General features: G+C 68.3%; 19 protein-coding genes. 15 read left to right on the top strand and 4 right to left on the bottom strand.

Annotation, left to right across the window (positions count from 1 at the left end):
- The first annotated feature begins 8 nt into the window (after positions 1-8).
- Positions 9-1097, top strand: coding sequence for an ROK family transcriptional regulator (locus tag ACZ5ZX_RS01735; RefSeq protein ID WP_465500173.1), 1089 nt, complete (start codon positions 9-11; stop codon positions 1095-1097).
- A gap of 17 nt (positions 1098-1114) precedes the next feature.
- Positions 1115-2659 (top strand): glycosyltransferase family 87 protein, encoded by a 1545-nt coding sequence (locus ACZ5ZX_RS01740; protein WP_465500174.1) that lies wholly within the window; start codon positions 1115-1117, stop codon positions 2657-2659.
- Here the strand turns inward: ACZ5ZX_RS01740 and ACZ5ZX_RS01745 are convergent.
- A complete protein-coding gene (locus tag ACZ5ZX_RS01745; protein WP_465500175.1) occupies positions 2616-2963 on the bottom strand; it encodes a hypothetical protein in 348 nt (115 codons plus the stop codon). The two genes, ACZ5ZX_RS01740 and ACZ5ZX_RS01745, sit on opposite strands and share 44 nt — an antisense overlap.
- Before the next feature lie 43 nt (positions 2964-3006).
- Complete coding sequence (locus ACZ5ZX_RS01750; protein WP_465500176.1) at positions 3007-3516, bottom strand: hypothetical protein; 510 nt, start codon at positions 3514-3516, stop codon at positions 3007-3009.
- A gap of 113 nt (positions 3517-3629) precedes the next feature.
- On the opposite strand from ACZ5ZX_RS01750, the gene ACZ5ZX_RS01755 reads away from it, so the two are divergent.
- The gene (locus ACZ5ZX_RS01755) at positions 3630-4115 is read left to right on the top strand and encodes a hypothetical protein (RefSeq protein ID WP_465500177.1); all 486 of its coding nucleotides are present in this window, start codon (positions 3630-3632) and stop codon (positions 4113-4115) included.
- 344 nt (positions 4116-4459) lie between these two features.
- Here the strand turns inward: ACZ5ZX_RS01755 and ACZ5ZX_RS01760 are convergent, their stop codons facing one another.
- Complete coding sequence (locus ACZ5ZX_RS01760) at positions 4460-5239, bottom strand: deoxyribonuclease IV (RefSeq protein WP_465500178.1); 780 nt, start codon at positions 5237-5239, stop codon at positions 4460-4462.
- A 120-nt stretch (positions 5240-5359) separates the two neighbouring features.
- Here ACZ5ZX_RS01760 and ACZ5ZX_RS01765 point away from each other — a divergent pair, with 120 nt between their 5' ends.
- From ACZ5ZX_RS01765 to dnaB, 12 genes are all read left to right on the top strand, one after another.
- The gene (locus ACZ5ZX_RS01765; protein WP_465500179.1) at positions 5360-6160 is read left to right on the top strand and encodes a hypothetical protein; all 801 of its coding nucleotides are present in this window, start codon (positions 5360-5362) and stop codon (positions 6158-6160) included.
- Between the two features lie 571 nt (positions 6161-6731).
- Positions 6732-7625, top strand: coding sequence for a hypothetical protein (locus ACZ5ZX_RS01770; protein ID WP_465500180.1), 894 nt, complete (start codon positions 6732-6734; stop codon positions 7623-7625).
- Between the two features lie 118 nt (positions 7626-7743).
- A complete protein-coding gene (locus tag ACZ5ZX_RS01775; protein ID WP_465500181.1) occupies positions 7744-8631 on the top strand; it encodes a hypothetical protein in 888 nt (295 codons plus the stop codon).
- A gap of 101 nt (positions 8632-8732) precedes the next feature.
- Entirely contained in the window at positions 8733-9053 is a 321-nt protein-coding gene (gene rpsF, locus ACZ5ZX_RS01780; RefSeq protein WP_177242327.1) for a 30S ribosomal protein S6, read from the top strand.
- A gap of 17 nt (positions 9054-9070) precedes the next feature.
- Positions 9071-9580 carry a single-stranded DNA-binding protein gene (locus ACZ5ZX_RS01785; RefSeq protein ID WP_465500182.1) on the top strand — a complete coding sequence of 170 codons (510 nt, stop codon included), beginning with the start codon at positions 9071-9073 and terminating at the stop codon, positions 9578-9580.
- An 89-nt stretch (positions 9581-9669) separates the two neighbouring features.
- Complete coding sequence (gene rpsR / locus ACZ5ZX_RS01790) at positions 9670-9918, top strand: 30S ribosomal protein S18 (RefSeq protein WP_005168122.1); 249 nt, start codon at positions 9670-9672, stop codon at positions 9916-9918.
- A gap of 12 nt (positions 9919-9930) precedes the next feature.
- Positions 9931-10386 (top strand): 50S ribosomal protein L9, encoded by a 456-nt coding sequence (rplI, locus tag ACZ5ZX_RS01795; protein WP_465500183.1) that lies wholly within the window; start codon positions 9931-9933, stop codon positions 10384-10386.
- 157 nt (positions 10387-10543) lie between these two features.
- Positions 10544-10954: a hypothetical protein gene (locus ACZ5ZX_RS01800; protein ID WP_465500184.1), complete on the top strand. Its 411-nt coding sequence runs from the start codon at positions 10544-10546 to the stop codon at positions 10952-10954.
- Positions 10954-11550 (top strand): DUF3558 domain-containing protein, encoded by a 597-nt coding sequence (locus tag ACZ5ZX_RS01805; protein WP_465501004.1) that lies wholly within the window; start codon positions 10954-10956, stop codon positions 11548-11550. The genes ACZ5ZX_RS01800 and ACZ5ZX_RS01805 overlap by 1 nt, the downstream gene beginning before the upstream one ends.
- Positions 11551-11553: 3 nt before the next feature.
- Positions 11554-12894, top strand: a complete 1341-nt coding sequence (locus ACZ5ZX_RS01810; protein WP_465500185.1) for a PPE domain-containing protein — start codon at positions 11554-11556, stop codon at positions 12892-12894.
- A gap of 97 nt (positions 12895-12991) precedes the next feature.
- The gene (locus ACZ5ZX_RS01815) at positions 12992-13789 is read left to right on the top strand and encodes an ESX secretion-associated protein EspG (protein WP_465500186.1); all 798 of its coding nucleotides are present in this window, start codon (positions 12992-12994) and stop codon (positions 13787-13789) included.
- 475 nt (positions 13790-14264) lie between these two features.
- Positions 14265-16880 carry a replicative DNA helicase gene (gene dnaB, locus ACZ5ZX_RS01820; protein ID WP_465501005.1) on the top strand — a complete coding sequence of 872 codons (2616 nt, stop codon included), beginning with the start codon at positions 14265-14267 and terminating at the stop codon, positions 16878-16880.
- Positions 16881-16898: 18 nt separating this feature from the next.
- Here dnaB and ACZ5ZX_RS01825 read toward each other — a convergent pair whose 3' ends face one another.
- A complete protein-coding gene (locus ACZ5ZX_RS01825) occupies positions 16899-17411 on the bottom strand; it encodes an allene oxide cyclase barrel-like domain-containing protein (protein ID WP_465500187.1) in 513 nt (170 codons plus the stop codon).
- Positions 17412-17487 lie beyond the last annotated feature (76 nt).

Below are 17487 nucleotides of genomic sequence, written 5' to 3' on the forward strand. Positions count from 1 at the left end.
TCTGCGCCATGCCGGAGACCGGGGTCAATCTGCGCGGCCTGCGCCAGCACAACCGCGCGCTGCTGCTCGCGCACATCCTGCGCGCGGGCGGTCTCAGCCGCGTCGAACTCGCCGGACGCACCCGCCTGACCCAGCAGGCCGTCTCGAAGATCGTCCCCGAACTGCTCGACGCCGGCCTGCTCGACGAGGAGCGCCAGCCCGCGGCCGGGGTCGGCAAGCCGCGCACGCTGCTGCGCGTCCGCGCGGACGCCCGGTACGCGCTCGGCGCCCAGCTCGACCGGGACTCCTTCCGCGTGCTCAGGGCCGACCTGACCGGGAAGATCATCGCTTCGGAAGGCGGCACACTACCCCCGGGATTCACCCCTGACCAGGCCGTTTCCGCACTCGCCGAAGCGACCGAAACGCTGCTCGGCGGCGTCGAGCGCGAACGCGTGCTCGGCCTCGGCGTCGGCGCCGTCGGACCGCTCGACCACCGCGAAGGCGTCGTCCGGGACGCCACGAACATGCCGGGCTGGCACCACGTCCCCCTGCGCGACCTGCTCGCGAACCGCACCGGACTGCCCGTGCGGCTCGACAAGAACACCAACGCCGCCGCGTTCGCCCAGCACTGGCCCGATGGCGACCGGACCGCGACCGCCGTCGTACTCGTCGGCACCGGGATCGGCGTCGGCCTGCTGATCGACGGCAGGCTGTACCGCGGTCCCCGCACCAACGCGGGCGAGTTCGGGCATACGACACTCGCCTTCGACGGGCCGCGCTGCGCTTGCGGGCGCCGCGGCTGCGTCGAGGTGCTGCACAACGCGGCGGCGACCACGGCGGAGGCGGCGGGCCTGCTGGGCACCGGGCTCGCCGACCTCGTCCAGATCCTCGACCTCGAACGCGTGGTGCTGACCGGACGCGCGGTCCGCGCCGAACCGGAGATCTACCGCGACACCGTCGCCACGCGGCTGCGAGAACTGCTGCCTTTGCCGCACTGGCAACGGATCCAGGTCGATCTCGACGAAATGGGCGACGACGTCGTCGCGTTCGGGGCGGCGGCCGAGGTGCTGGCCGGGTTCTACGACAGCGGCGACATCACCGGATGGTCACCCGGTTAGGCGCTAACATCCGCCACGTGTCCGACCAGACGACCCCGCCGGAGCCCGAGGCCCCGCTCTCCCTCACCCCGGGCGAACGGGTCATCCCGAGCTGGAACGAACCGCTCGTGGCCACGGCCACCCGGCCGATCGGCGGCCCGCTCGGCGAGCACGCGGCGGTGGGGCGGCACTGGTTCTGGTCGCCGCAGAGAGTCGGGCTGCTGCTGGCCTGCCTCGCGCTGCTGCTGTCGTGGTTCGGCAAGGCGTCCTGCATCCAGCAGTACACCGACGACTCCGGGATGAACCAGCTCGACTGGCGGGCGGGCCGCCCGTTCGTCGCGATGTGCTACTCGGACATCGTCCCGCTCTACAGTTCCGAGCGGCTGAACAATCCGGACACCTTCCCGTATGTGACTTCGTGGACCGAGAACGCGGGCACGGTGAAGGAGACCACGCGGTACATGGAGTACCCGGTCGCGACCGGGCTGTTCCAGTGGATCAACGCGAAGCTCACCGAAGCCTGGCTTTCGGTCGCGGAATCGGGCTGGCTGCCCGGCGCGCTCCCGGTCGCCGTCTACTTCAACATCTCCGCGCTCTGGCTCGCGCTGGCCTGGCTGGTGACGGTGTGGGCGACCGGCCGATCGCTGAAACGCCGTCCGTGGGACGCCGCCCTGGTGGCGATCTCACCACTGGTGCTGGTGCACACGTTCACCAACTTCGACGCTATCGCGACCGCGTTCACCGCGACCGCGCTGCTCGCTTGGGCAAGGCGGCGGCCGGAGGTCGTGGGTTTCCTGCTCGGCCTCGGCGCGGCGGCGAAGCTGTATCCACTGCTCCTGCTCATCCCGCTGTTCTTCCTGTGCCTGCGCGCGGGCAAGGTCAAACAGTGGGCGCTCACCGCCGGGCTCGCCGCGGTGACGTTCGTGGTGGTCAACGTCCCGTTCGCGCTCGCCGCTCCCACCGGCTGGTGGGAGTTCTTCCGGCTGAACACGGTCCGCCCGATGGATCCGGATTCGCTCTACAACGTGATCTCCCACCTGTCCGGGTGGTCCGGTTTCGACGGGAAACTCGCCACGGGCGAAACACCGGTCGTGCTCAACACCGTCGTCGCGCTGCTGTTCCTCGCCGCTTGCGCCGGCATCGGGTACATCGCGCTGAAGGCGCCGCGACGGCCACGGTTCGGCCAGCTCGCCTTCCTCGTGGTGGCCGCGTTCCTGCTGACCAACAAGGTGTGGAGCCCGCAGTACTCGCTGTGGCTGGTGCCCTTGGCGGTGCTCGCGATCCCGCGCTGGCGGCTGCTGCTCGGCTGGATGATCATCGACGCGCTGGTCTGGGCGCCGCGGATGATGTACTACCTCGGCGTCGACAACAAGGGGCTGCCCGAGGACTGGTTCCTCGGCACCGTCGTGGTCCGCGACCTCGCGGTGATCGGCCTGTGCGCGCTGGTGATCCGCGAGATCTACCAGCCGCGCACAGACCCCGTCCGCCTCGCCGGGGACGACGACCCGGTCGGCGGCTTCCTCGACGGCGCGCCGGACGCTAAACGCGTTTCAACACCTCAGGCCCAGGACGCTCCAGTTTGATCCGCTCGCCGAAGTCCTCGGCGCCGAAGTCGTCGATCTGGACGACGACCTCTTCGGGCGAGGTCTCGACGAGACGGCAGGTGAACCAGTCCTCACCGTGTTTGACCGACCAGCGGTCGGCGAGGACGGCCAGTCCCTCGGCCTCCAGCAACGCGACGGAGTCGTCGAAGGCGGCCGGCCCGCCGAGCGGGTAGCCGAAAACGGTCAGTGCCTGCCAACGCGCGGCAGTAGCGTCTCGGGCGGGGACGACGTAGCCGACGTGCTCGCCGTCCTCCGCCCGGTACACGGTCCGATGCTCGATCATGCGGATCAGGTTCGACCCTCCCGTGGCGTGAGGGTCAAGCCGATTACCGCACGGTGTAGCCGCCCTCACTGGTCCGGAAGAACGGAACCGGTCCGGTGCAGGGCAGGACGTCCTGCTCGATCGAGCCGTACGCCCAGCTCCAGCCGATCCAGTCGTGACCGCGCGGTTCGTCTCGCACCGAGAAGCCGACTCGCCGTCCGACGACGTTCACCGGGAGGCCGGGGATGTCCGCGCGTTCGATCACGCCGGTCACCATGGCGAGGTCACCGGAGCGCGCGACGCAGTCGACCCGGCCGTCGAAGTCGGCGACGAGCTTCCCGGTCACGGACAAGTGATTCACGTGGAACCGGCCGGAGGACTTCCCCGGCTCGCCGAAAGCCGCGAAGTCGAACCGGACGGGCTCACCCTCGTAGCCGGGGAAGGTCAGCGGGCCTCCCGCCGATCCCACGACGACCGAACCGGACGACGGAGCCGCCGTCGCCTGCGTCGCCACCGACGTTCCCCCGACGACGGCCAGCACGGCGACCGCGGCGATCTTCGACTTGATGTTCATGGCTTGCCCTCCAGTGCCGGGTGTTTCCCGGCCGGGGTCGAGCCTTTCGCGATCGGCGGGGGAGGTCCTCCCGCTGGAGAGGGAACGATCTCCCGCCTGGGTAGCCTCCGCGCATGGCCTTCCACCTGGCGCACGGCACGGTCGTGTACCGCACCACGACGCTGCACGGGTACTCCGCGATCATGATGGTCGAGCGCTACGCGCGGGGCCGGTGGGAGCTGGCGGCGGAACTGCCACGCGCCGCCGAGGAGATCACCGACGCCGCCGCGCGGGAGAAGCTGGGCGAGGCCGTCGACGAGCCCAGCGAGTTCGCCCAGGCACCGGACGGAAACGGCCCCGCTGGACTGCACGCCCGGCTGGCGCAGCTCGATTCGATGATCGACACCACGGTGGCCTGGCTGAGGACGAGCGCTGTCGGCACCGACACCGAACTGGCGTGGGCGCGCTACCAGTCGTCGGATTACGACTACGAGCTCGACACCAGGGAAGCCTTGCGCGACGCCGCCGCGCTCGTCTCGCAGCTGGTCAGGCACCGCGACACCCTCGCCGCGCGCGCCGAGATGCGGCGCCGGAAGCACGAAGAAGAGGACGCCGACTGACGCATTTATTGAGGGGTAAGGCAAATGTGGCGTGTCCCGGCGCGGGAGTGGGCTGAGTGACGGAAGCCGGGCCACGCCCCCAGCGTCCACAAGGGACACTTTTCTGGAGAAGTTGTCTGATTTGGGCGGTTTGTGCGGTTTTGCACCGGGGTCGTGAGTGGCAATGAGGGTTCTAACCCTATTCGCCACTCACGACCCCCATGCGGAACCGCGCATAGCGCTATCAATCGGACACTGAGCCCTCGAGAGGTGTCCCTTGTGGACAGTCATGTGACACGCCTGCCGCCAGACAGTGAGCCGATCACGCCACGTTTGCCTCACCCCTCAAGAGTCGCGCGGGTGGGTCAGGCGGAGGCGACGCGTTCGCGGACGTAAGCGATGTCCGCGGCCTGGCCGTCGGCCGGGGTCTCGACGATCACCGGCGCGCCCGCCTCGGCCGCGACCGCGGCCAGCACCTCGGGATCGATCGTGCCGTCACCGCCGACGACGTTGGCGTGCCGGTCACGCGTGGAGCCGAATTCGTCGCGCGAGTTGTTGAGGTGGACCAGATCGATCCGGCCGGTGATGGCCTTGACCTTCTTGACCGCCTCGGTCAGGTCCCAGCCCGCCGCGTACGCGTGGCAGGTGTCGAAACAGAAACCCGCGCCGAATTCGCCGACCTTGTCCCAGAGCCGGGCGATCGTGTCGAGGTCGCGGGTCATCGCGTTGTCGCCGCCCGCGGTGTTCTCGATCAGGATCGGCACGGCGAAGCCGCCCTTCTCCTGTTCACGCTCGAAGAGCTTGCGCCAGTTGACGAGGCCTTCTTCGACGTCCTCCGCGGAACCGACGTGGCCGCCGTGCACGACGAGCCCTTTCGCGCCGATCTCGGCCGCGCCGTTCGCGTGCTGCGTGACGTTTTTCCGCGAGGGGATGCGGATGCGGTTGTTCAGCGACGCCACGTTGATCAAATACGGAGAATGGATGTACACCTCGACAGGCGACTCTTTGATCGCTTCGCCGTGCGGGTGGGGTTTCGGAGCCTTCCAGCCCTGCGGGTCGGAAAGGAAGAATTGGAGGACCTCTGCGTCGCGTTCGGCGACCGCGGATAGGGGGTCGTCGTCGCGGACATGGGCGCCGATTTTCATGCTGGCAACTTACCCTCGCGAGAATTTCCCCGGCGCGGGCCGGATGGTCACGCTCGTGAGGTAGCGTGAGCGCGTTCTGTGAAAACCGCGTTGGGTCTTGAGGGGCGGAGGACGAACTCGATGGGGAAGACTGCCGGGCGGATCACGGTTTGGGGATTCGCACTCTCGGTCTCGGCCGGGCTCGCGTTCCCGACGATCGCGATGGCCGCGGAAGGACCGAATCCGACCCTTTCCGGCGACTGCGCCACCACGCTGCAGAACGGACAGTCCGGCAACGGCCTCGTTCTCGACGCGGGCGCTCCGCTGAACTCGCCCGAGGCGCTGACCGTCGGCCTCGACTCGAAGGCCAAGACCGCCGAGGGCCGCAAGCCGCTGCTCTCCCTGCCGGTCGGCGACCTCGTGAAGGCGACCGGTCTCACCGACAACGCGGTCGGCGACCTCGCCGCGAAGGGCGTCTGCCCGCCGGTGCAGGGCACCGTCAACGCGGTGGGCGACCTGACCCAGGGTGTCACCAAGGGCGTCCCGCCGGTCGTGACCCCGCCGGAGACCAACCCGCCGAACCCGGAGCCTCCGAAGCCCCAACCCCCAAAGCCGGGGCCGGGCCAGCCCGGCGGTCCGGGTAGTGAACTCCCGGTCGAATCCGGCCCGGGTTCCTCCACCGGCATCGGCGGCGACTCGATCGCCGGTGTCATCAGCAACGCCGCGCTGCTTCCCGGCAACTTCGTCCAGGCGCCGGTGATCACCGAGATCATCCCCGGCGAGGTGCCGCCGCCCACCGTCGACGAGAAGGACACCGGCAACGCGCAGGCCGTCCAGGCACCGGTCGCCCCGGCCAAGCTGCCGCTGCTGCTCGCGGTGCTGGCGCTGGCCGTCGTCGCCGCGGCGCTCGTCCGTGCCTGGCTGCGGGGCAAGCCCGCCTGAGCTAGGGAGGGGTAAGCCGAACGTCGGCGTGCCCCGGCACAGGTCGTCAGGTAGTGAAGGCCCCCGTTGAGACGTTGAAAGTCTCAACGGGGGCCTTCAGGACATCACGCTTCGACGCTGGGGCAGCGGCTGTTCCCGAGGCTCTCCAACTGTCCATAAAGGATTCACCGAGGGCCGATACATCCGATTCATCACCCTTTGGCCGTGTTGTCAAGTCCGTGAAGGCCTCCTTGAGGGTAGGCAAAGGGGACTCGGCCGTTGATCAAGCTCGTGCCCAATCACGACCGGTGGACCGGCGACCGAGCGGGGAAGATTCCGGACGCTCAACGACCGAAATCTTCCCCACCCGGACCGCCCCGGCAAACCCGCACAAGCTCCACACCAGTAGGTAGACAAATACGAGTTCCCCAAGGGGACCTTCACGGCAGCGAGCCGATCGAGCCGGTTGGCTAACCCTCGGTGACGCCCGCTTCCACTCGAATGCCCGACATCTTCGAGTGAGCGGGCGTTACTCGTCTCCATTAGCGTCGTTGTGCAGGTAGGTGAACCCGACGACGGAGGAGTCGAAGGCATGCGCGAACGGACACGGAGGGCGACAGCCCTGGGTGCCTCGGCCTTCATTCTCGCGGGCTCGGCCGCCCTCGCCATGCCGGGCACGGCCGCCGCCACCGAGACCAAGACCGCCGTCTGCGGCGGATCGGTGACCGCGAAGCCCGGCGACACGATCCTCGGCACGACACCGTTGCTCGGCATCCCGCTCAACCTCGGCCAGGCGGGGTCGGTCTCCGGCGTGCTCACCGGGACGATCAACGCGTTGCTCGGCACGGTCTGCAAGGTGACGGTGACCGTGGTGAACACGGTGGTCGCGCCGGTACCGGTCGTCGGCGAACCCGCCGCGGAAGCACTGAACGGCGCCGTCGCGGGCACCACCCAGGCGTTGACCGGCGGCGGCCAGAAGGCTCCGGGAACCCAACCCGCTCCGGAGAAACCGGCCCCCGGCACCGGCACCCCGCAACAGGGTGGTTCCGGCGGCACCCCGGCGCAGGGCGGCAACCCGGCGAGCGGCCCCGGTATCCCGGCCGCGAACAGCCCGCTGCTGCCCGGCACCTTCACCCCGAATTTCGGTGGCCTGCCGTGGGGTATCAGCACGGGCTACGCCCCGATGCGCGACTACAGCTCCATCCCGATGGCGACAGCCGGACTCTTCAGCCCTTCGCCCGGCCTGCGCTACGGCAGCCAGATCCCCGGTTACGCGCCGCAGTTCGGCATCGCGGCCGAAGGTGAGAACGGCACCGCGAACCCCGACGTCCACAACGCGGGACAGGCCGAAGCGCTACCGAACGTGAGCGACGGATTCACTCAGGACGGGAAACTTCCGCTGCTGATCGCCGTTTTGGCACTCTCCGGAGTCAGCGCGGGTCTGGTCCGGACCTGGGTACTCCGCCGAATGGCCGCTTCAAGTTAGTCCTACCGCCTAGTATCTTTCTGATCACTCCCTCGTTATCCCCGTTGGCTGTGCTTTTTTCGCTGGTGAAAACCTGATGCACTGCCACACGCCCCCACCGACCCGGAGGATCGCGCCCGTGCGGAAGACCACCATCTGGCAGACCACCCGCAAGGCGCTCACCGTCTCCGCACTCGCGGCCATGGTCACCGGCGGCGCGTTCCTGGCAGGCGGCACCGCTTCGGCGGCGACCACGCTGGCGAACGCGTGCAGCGGCACCGTCAACGGCGGGATCGGCGACACCGTCGCCATCACCGGCACCTCGGTCAAGGAACTGGTGCGCGCCGGGGCGAAGGAAGCGGGCACGCTCGCCCTCTACGACGTCGCCGCGAACGACATCGCCAAGGTCAACACCATCTCCGTCGGCACGGTCCCGAACGCCGCGGGCGGCTCGGTCGAGGGCAAGGCCATCGGCGCGGCCGTGCGGCAGGCGGTCAAGGACACCAAGTCCTGGGGCCTCGGGCTCAACCCCGAGAAGACCCTCGACTCCATCCAGCACAAGGTCGCCGGCAGCTGCGGCCTGACCACGGTCGCCACGAACTACGTCGCGCCGACGCTGCCCACGCAGGGCACCACCGGCCCGCAGCAGGGCGGCAACGGCGGCGGCACCAACGCGCTGCCGTCCACCCCGAACCTGCTCCCCGGCAACAACAACGGCACCGGTTACGCCCCGCCGCGCGACTACGGCAACCTGCCGGTCGCGCAGCCGGGTGTCGCGGTGGCGCCGGGCGTGCGCTACCCGGCCAACAGCCCGCTTCCCGGCGAGGGCGCCCCGCAGTACGGCCTTCCCGGCGACGGGCAGGCCGGGCAGGGCCCGGACGTCCGCAACGCGGGCAACGCCGAGGCGCTCGCGACCGACGGCATGCCCGGCGGCGATGTCCAGCTGCCGATGCTGCTCGCGGTGCTCGTACTCGCCGGCGTGACCGCCGCGCTGGTCCGCACCTGGGTCCTTCGCCGCGTCTCCTGACGCCCGTTCGGGGCCGGTGAAAGCCGCCAGGTACGCTTACCTGGACAAACCCTCCTGCCACGGACAGTCCGTGGCCGCGAGCCCATAGGAGGTGAGTGGTTGTGTCACGCCATTACGAGGTAATGGTCATCCTGGACCCCACGCTCGATGAGCGTACGGTCGCACCGACCCTGGACACCTTCCTCAACGTCATCCGCACTTCGGGCGGAAGCGTGGAGAAGGTCGACGTCTGGGGACGCCGCCGTCTGTCGTACGAGATCAAGAAGCACGCCGAGGGCATCTACGCGCTCCTCGACCTGAACTCGACGTCGGAAGCGGTCAAGGAGCTGGACCGTCAGCTCTCGCTTCAGGAGACCGTGCTCCGCACCAAGGTCATGCGCCGCGAGATCAAGCCGGCCAAGCCCGTCGCCGCCAAGGCCTGAGCCGAAGGAATTTTCCGATGGCTGGAGACACCGTCATCACGGTGATCGGCAACCTCACGTCCGACCCGGAGCTTCGCTTCACCCCTTCCGGTGCGGCGGTCGCGAACTTCACTGTCGCGTCCACCCCGCGCACGCTGGACCGTCAGTCCGGTGAGTGGAAGGACGGCGAGGCCCTGTTCCTGCGCTGCAACATCTGGCGTCAGGCGGCCGAGAACGTCGCCGAGTCGCTGACCCGTGGCGCGCGAGTCGTCGTGCAGGGGCGCCTCAAGCAGCGGTCTTTCGAGACCAAAGAAGGCGAGAAGCGCACTGTCGTCGAGCTCGAGGTCGATGAGATCGGTCCCTCGCTGCGCTACGCCACCGCCAAGGTGAACAAGGTCAGCCGTGGCACCGGTGGCGGTGGCGGCGGCTTCGGTGGCGGCGGCGGTGGCGGCCAGAGCGGCCCGCCCGCCGACGACCCGTGGGGTTCCGCTCCGCCCGCCGGCGGTGGCGGCGGTGGCGGTGGCTTCTCCGACGAGCCGCCCTTCTGATCCGAAGTCGCATCAGGCCGTCCACCGCGGGCGAAAGCTCCGCGAGACGCCTAGAGACAACCACTACGTAGAAATCCAGGAGTAGCACCGTGGCCAAGCCACCCATCCGCAAGCCCAAGAAGAAGGTCTGCGTGTTCTGCAAGGCCGAGAAGAAGGGCCGCCCGGAGAACATCGACTACAAGGACACCAACCTGCTGCGGAAGTACATCTCCGACCGCGGCAAGATCCGTGCCCGCCGGGTGACCGGCAACTGCAGCCAGCACCAGCGTGACATCGCCATCGCGGTCAAGAACTCCCGCGAAATGGCGCTGCTGCCCTACACCTCGACCGCACGCTAAGGAGGCACGTCAATGGCGAAGATCATTCTCACCACCGACGTCGCCAACCTCGGTGGACCCGGCGACATCGTCGAGGTCAAGGACGGCTACGCGCGCAACTTCCTCCTCCCCCGCGGCTACGCGATCGTGGCCACCAAGGGTGCGGAGAAGAACGTGCGCACGATCAAGCGGGCGCAGGAGAGCCGTCGCATCCGCGACCTCGACCACGCCAAGGAGATCAAGGCGACCCTGGAGGGCCTCGGCGCCATCCAGCTGACCGGCAAGGCGGCCGAAGGCTCGAAGAAGCTCTTCGGTTCGATCACCACCGCCGAGATCGTGGACGCGATCAAGGCCGCCGGCGGCCCGCTGCTCGACAAGCGCGTCATCGAGCTGAAGGACCACATCAAGACCGTGGGCAAGCACTCGGTCGGCGCCCGCCTGCACCCCGACGTCCGCGTCGACGTGCGGCTCGAGGTCAAGGCCAAGTAACACCGCTTCGGTACCGGGCGGGGTTTCTCCTTCACGGAGAGGCCCCGCCCTTTGCTTTGTGTGGGACTGCTTTGCGTGGAACCCCACTCGGCCGGGTCACGTCTTAGGATTGACTCGACGTCGAGGCACGGGGACTCAAAAAGGGGATCTGGGAGCAATGGCTTACGACAGCAATGCCGAGCAGAACCGGCAGGAGAAGGTCACGGTGTCGGCGCCGGCCAACCCGGACAAGCCGTCGTCGACGTCCGGCGGGGGTGGCGGGGGCTTCTCCTTCGACAAGGACAAGATCGACGGCATCATCAAGAAGTGGACGGACCTGCAGGTCGAGCTCAAGAAGGACTTCCGCGACGCGAACCTGATGGCGAACGTCAAGGCGCCGGGCAAGGAGTTCGCGAGCGGCGACTGGGAGAAGCTGGCCAACCCCTCCGGCAAGGCGTTCCTGGAGCAGAACCAGAAGATGCAGGACTACGTCCAGAACTACATCGACCAGTTGACCGCCGCGAAACAGAAGATCGCCACGAACGAGGCCGAAACGCAGGCTTCGCTCAACAAGCACCGGGCCGTGTGATGCGCCGTTCCCTCGTCTTCGTTTTCGCCGCCGCCGTGCTGGTCGCGGGCTGTTCGGGCACCAAGAACGGCACCGCGTCGTCCTCCGAGCCGTCGTACACGACCGGTGCCCCGAGCGCGTCGAGCGGCTCGTCCGGCTCCGCGCCCAAGGTGTCCAGCCCGCTGAAGACCTCGTCGATCGAGAGCAACGCGTGCTCCGCGCTTTCCCCGGCGAAGCGGGCCGAACTCGGACTCAGTGACGGTGAGCAGGGGACCACGAGCGCCGGCCCCGGTTGCTCCCTGTTCGCGGTGGACGACCGGCTGAACCAGATCGACATCAGCCCGGTGCTCGCGAACAAGAACGGCCTCAGCGACGTCTACGACACGAAGGCCAACGACGAATACTTCGAGCCGACCGAGGTCGCCGGGTACCCGGCGGTGTACGCCGCGGCGCTCGACCACCGCAAGAACGGCAAATGCGGCCTGTTCGTCGGCGTGACCGACCAGCTGTCCGTGAACATCCTGGTGCAGTACGACCACGGGCCGGGCGCGAGCGACCCGTGCCCGGTCGCGCTCAAAGTGGGGGAAGCGATGATCGAGACGTTGAAGGAGGGCTGAGGCGTGTTCCTGCTGCCGATCATCGCCGGGTACTCGGCCTACAACCTGGCGACCACGAAATCCGGCGATTTCGAAGCGTCGGGCGGCGATCGCAAGATCGACTGCTACAACATCTGGGAGAAGATCGTCACCGGCCCGGGTACCGGGTCGATCCAGGAGGGCCAGGCCGCGGCGACCCGGCTCAAGGCCGGTTACCAGGACAGGCTGACCACCATCGACAACCTGTCGAAGGAGATGGACGCCGCCTGGACGGGTAAGAGCGCCGACGCCGCGCAGGAGGCCGGCGCGCATCCGCTGCGGGCCTGGATGGAGGACTCCGGCAAGAAACTGACGGACTCCGACAAGTACCTCGGCGAGCAGAACACCGCTTTCACCACGGTGAAGGCGAAGGTCCAGCCGGTCCCGAAGGACCCGCCGAAGAACAACCTGCTCAACTCCATCACCCCGTGGACGACCGACACCGACCGCGCGATCCGGGACTACAACCAAAAGGGTCAAGCGAACGTCGACGCGTTCAACGAGTACTTCAAGGCCAGTTCCGAGAACGGCAAGAAGATGCCCACCTACTCCAAGATGGAGGGGCAGAACACGAACGTCGACGTCAACGGCGGCGGCAAGGACAAGGACGGCAACGGGAACGGTCAGGGCGACCGGAACGGGAACAACGGCATGCCGCCCGGCGGCATCTCCACGCCGCCCGGTTCGATGCCGCCCGGTGGGATGCCGACCGTGCCCGGTGCGAACATCCCGGGTATCGGGACGCCGGGTGCGCACCCGCCCGGATCGAACCTGCCCGGCGGCAACCTGCCGGGTTCGAACATCCCCGGCACGAACCTGCCGGGTTCCGGTTTTCCCGGCGGGCAGTACAACCCGAACATCCCCGGCAGCAACTACAAGCCGCCGTCCTGGGACGACGGGACGAACGCCTCCGGCTTCACCCCGCCGAAGATCCCCGGTGCCGGCGGCTTCGGCCCGGGTAGCGGCGGAGGTGGTGGCGGCGGCGCCGGCTTCGGCGGCACCGACATCCCCGGTGCCGGCGGCTTCGGTCCGGACGGCGGCTTCGGCCCGGGGTTCGGTCCCGGTGGCGGGAGCGGCGCGGCCCTGCCGGGCAACGCGGGTGCGATGGGCGGCGCCGGCATGGGCGGCGGCGCGGCCGGAGCCGGAGCGGGAGCGGGTCGTGGTGCCGGCGGCATGATGGGCGGCATGGGCGGTATGGGAGCCGGTGGCGCGAAAGGCAAGGGCGGCGAGGACGAGGAGCGCAGCTCCAAATTCCTCGTCGGCGAAGATCCCAATGAGATCTTCGGGACCGACGAACTCACCGCACCGCCGGTGATCGGGGAGTAATAGGTACGAGCCGGCCGGGCGCGTGCCAAAATTGGCGCCGCGCCCGGCTTGTCTTGTTCCGGGCTGGACGAACATGAACGACTAGGGGGCAGTTCCGGTGCTGGACAAGCAGGTCACGATCACGACCGGCACCCTCATCACGCTGATCCGCCGCCGAGGCGGCGAACCGCACACGATCCTGTCGGAAACCCCGACCTGGTACAGCGATGACGCGCAGCGGGCCGAGGACGAACGGGCCAACGAGGAACTGGCGAGCCAGGGCCTCTTCGGCGCCAGGGGACTGCACCCCGGATTCAAGGCGACGCTCGAAGCCATCACCAGGCCGTCACTGGAGTACTACGGCTGGGTCGACGGCGGCTTCGAGGGCAAGGCGCTGAGTTTCACCCTGCTCGCGGGCAGCAGCGGCGGGGAGGGTTTCGTACTCGCCCGGCACAGCGAACACGACGGCATCGCGCTCGGTTCGGTACGGCCCGAGGCGCTGCTCACCGAGTTCCTCGACCAGATCCCGAAGCTCGCGCCGGGACGCGGACGTCCGATCGCCGTCCCGAAGAGCCAGATCGAAGCGCCGCGCTCGTCGTCGACGGCACAGGACGAGGGCTTCGAAGTGCTTCGCAGCGGGCGGCAGAGCGCCGGGAGCCAGGAGGCCGACGAGCTTCGCCGCATCCTCGCGCTTCGCCGGATGGGCAGCGGCAGCCTGTACGTCGCCGCTCGCGGCCGGAGCGGCGCGCGGCAGCGGATCGAACGCCCGGTGAACTACATCGATACGTCCGAGGGCCGGTGGCTGACCGAAGAGGTACCGGGGAGTGGCGAGCCGAGGATCGCCTTCACACCCGCCGACCAGCAGGTTCTCGCGGAACGACTACGGAGCGCACAGGGCAGGTTGTTCGCGTCCTGATTCACACGCCGTTCAGCCCGGTGGGTGGACCCTCTACCCTCCGTAGCATTCATCCACAGGGCACCCCTGTGCGCCGCCGTGCGACACGCCGAACGACGTGTTTTGCCCGACACGCCGGGCGGATTTGAATAAAGTTCTCCACAGTCTCTCCACAGGCCCTGACCAGCAGTTTTGTCAAACCATTCCAGCGTTGCCCACAAGTTGTACACAGGCTTCGGGCCACCTGTGAAGGGATGCCCGCAGTCATCCCCAGGTTGTCCACAGGGCGGTCCCCAGGCGAAATTGCGCTGGTCCTTTCGGGGGGCCTACCGTGCCCGCCGGGCCTGTACGCAGTGTCGCGTCCGAGGGGTCCAGGAGATGAACGCAGGGGAGCTCGGGGAGCCGCGGGAGGGCGGACGGCGAGCGCAGGGGACTGACCGGGGAAATTCTGGCATAATCGAACGCGTGTTCGATGCCTGAGGAGGTGGCAGCAGCGGTGGCGCTGACCGACGACCGCAATCCGATGTACGCGGAGTCCGACCCGGGTCCCAGCGACCCCGGGCCGCGTGGCGGTGAATACGACCGCCAGCCGCCGCAGGACATCGCGGCCGAGCAGTCCGTGCTCGGTGGCATGCTGCTGTCGAAGGACGCCGTCGCCGACGTCATCGAAGCCCTCGGCCCCGACGACTTCTACCGGCCCGCGCACCAGGCGATCTACGACGTCATCCTCGACCTCTACGGACGCGGTGAACCCGCGGACCCGATCACCGTCTCCGCCGAACTGGAACGCCGAGGCGAACTCGGCCGCGTCGGCGGCGCCCCGTACCTGCACACCCTGATCGCGACGGTGCCGACGGCGGCGAACGCCGGGTACTACGCGGAGATCGTCTCCGAGAAGGCTGTACTGCGGCGCCTGGTCGAAGCGGGCACGCGGATCGTGCAGTACGGCTACGGCGCGGCCGCGGCCGACGGCGCGAACATCGACGAGGTCGTCGACCGCGCGCAGGCCGCGATCTACGACGTCACCGAGCGGCGCACCAGCGAGGACTACGTCGCGCTGGAAGAACTGCTCCAGCCGACCATGGACGAGATCGACGCGATCGCGTCACGCGGCGGGCAGTCACAGGGCATCCCGACCGGATTCGCCGACTTCGACGATCTGACCAACGGTCTGCACCCCGGGCAGATGATCATCGTCGCCGCGCGGCCCGGTGTCGGCAAGGCGCTCTCGCTGGACACCCCGCTGGCCACTCCCGACGGCTGGACGACCATGGGCGAAGTCCAGCCCGGCGACAGGCTGCTCGGTGCGAACGGACGCCCCACGACCGTGGTCGCGGCGACCGAGGTCATGGACGACCGCCCCTGCTATGAAGTCGAGTTTTCGGACGGCACGGTGATCGTCGCGGACGCCGAACACCAATGGCTGACCGACACCAGGGCGTCTCGCCGATCGGGTCGGTCAGCGCCGTCGGTGCGGACGACGGAAGAGCTGGCGGCCTCCGTGCGGTGCGAGACCGGGGACCGGCGGGCCAACCACTCGATCGCGACCACGGCCCCGCTGCAGCTGCCCGAACGCGAACTCCCGCTCCATCCCTACGCGCTCGGAGCCTGGCTGGGTGACGGCCACTCGGCCAGTGCACGGTTCACCACGGCCGACCCGGAGATCATCTGTTACCTCGAGGCGGAAGCCGGACTTCTGGTGGAACGCCGCGGTGAACTGTCGTACACCCTGCGGCTCGTCCCCCCGGATCCGGTGGAATACCGGCTTTGCGAGGTATGCGGAGAGCCGTTCGTTCCCCAGACCTCGCAAGTACGGACGTGTGGCCGTTCGTGTGGCGGCAAGGTGCGGTTCCAGAGCTCCCCGGTGCCCGCGCCGACCTGCCCCGACTGCGGACGCCCGTCGTCAGGTATGCGCCTTTGCCAGGCCTGCCGCAGCGGGCACGGCAGCGTGCAGGCGATTCTCCGCACGATGGGCGTACTCGGCGACAAACACATCCCCGTGGACTACCTGCGGGCGTCCGTCGAACAGCGCCGCGCGCTGCTGGCCGGCCTGCTCGACACCGACGGCACCGTCAACCATTCCGGCGCGGTTCAGTTCGCCGTGACGAACAAGGTGCTCGCGGAACAGACGCGGGAACTGATCATCAGCCTCGGCTATCGCTGCTCGCTCACGACCAAGAAGGTCAAGGGACGCAGTGAGGCGACCTCGACGGCTTACATCCTCGGTTTCACCACGCAGGATCGAGTTTTCTGGCTGCAGCGCAAGCACCTGCTGCAGAAGGAACGGCTCACCAACGTCCGCGTCCGCCCCCACCTCCGCTACATCGTGGACGTCCGCCCCGTACCGTCCGTTCCGGTGCGGTGCGTGGAAGTCGACGCGCCGGATCATCTGTATCTGGCCGGTCGATCAATGGTCCCGACCCACAACTCGACGCTGGGTCTGGATTTCGCGCGTTCGGCGTCCATCAAACACGGGCTGACCAGCGTCATCTTCTCGCTGGAAATGAGCAGGACCGAGATCGTCATGCGCATGCTCTCGGCCGAGGCGCGGATCCGCCTGGCGGATATGCGCGGTGGCAAGATGTCCGACGACGACTGGACGCGGCTCGCGCGCCGGATGAGCGAGGTCTCCGAGGCGCCGCTGTTCGTCGACGACTCGCCGAACATGACGATGATGGAGATCCGCGCGAAGGCCCGGCGGCTCAAGCAGCGCAACGATCTCAAGCTCGTCGTCCTCGACTATCTCCAGCTGATGACCTCGGGCAAGCGCGTCGAGTCCCGGCAGCAGGAGGTCTCGGAGTTCTCGCGGCAGATGAAGCTGCTGGCGAAGGAGATCGAGGTCCCGGTGATCGCGATCAGCCAGCTGAACCGTGGTCCCGAGCAGCGGACCGACAAACGCCCGATGCTGTCCGACCTCCGTGAGTCCGGTTCGCTGGAGCAGGACGCCGACCTCGTCATCCTGGTCAACCGCCCCGACGCCTGGGAGCGGGACGACCCGCGCGCAGGCGAGGCGGACCTGATCATCGCCAAGCACCGTGCCGGGCCGACGGCGACGATCACCGTCGCGCACCAGCTGCACTACAGCCGGTTCGTGGACCTGTCACACGACTAGCGGCGATCGCGCGGGTCCTCACGTCCGGGGGCGCTTTGCCGGATGGATGATTTCGGCGCGCATCCGCTCCTGTGGCGTCGCGATGTCCCACACCCGGACGGTGCCCAGCGCATCGCGGTAGGCGCCGGTGCCGCCGGTGATGGCCATGTCGAGCGGACTCTCGCCGGTGACCCAGAGCGATTGCATTGTCAGCGATCCCTGCTCGAGCCTCGCTGTGAGCAGGCACTGAGTGGTGATCTTGGCACCGTCGACCTGAATGACCTGGCACGAACCCCCGCCTTGCCCCACCCTGCGGCCGTCCTTGCGCAGCCAGCCGGAGTACACATAGAGGTCGCCGACACTGGTGCCGGCCGGCGGCAGGTCGGGGGCCGCGTACTGGTCGTTCTCGACCGCGAGTTCCAGGATCTCGGGACGCTCCGGCGAGCTCGCCGAACCGGTCTCCGCCGCGTAGGCGCTGAGCCCACAGCCGACCAGCAGGGCCCCCGCGGCCGTCACGACGATGGTCTTCCTCAGCAGCTTCATCGGATACATGAACTTCGTCCTTGTCTTCGGATTTCGACCGACACCGAAGAAGTTATGACGCTGAAGGCATTTTGACGAAGACCAA

The organism is Amycolatopsis sp. NPDC033938 (assembly GCF_055575975.1).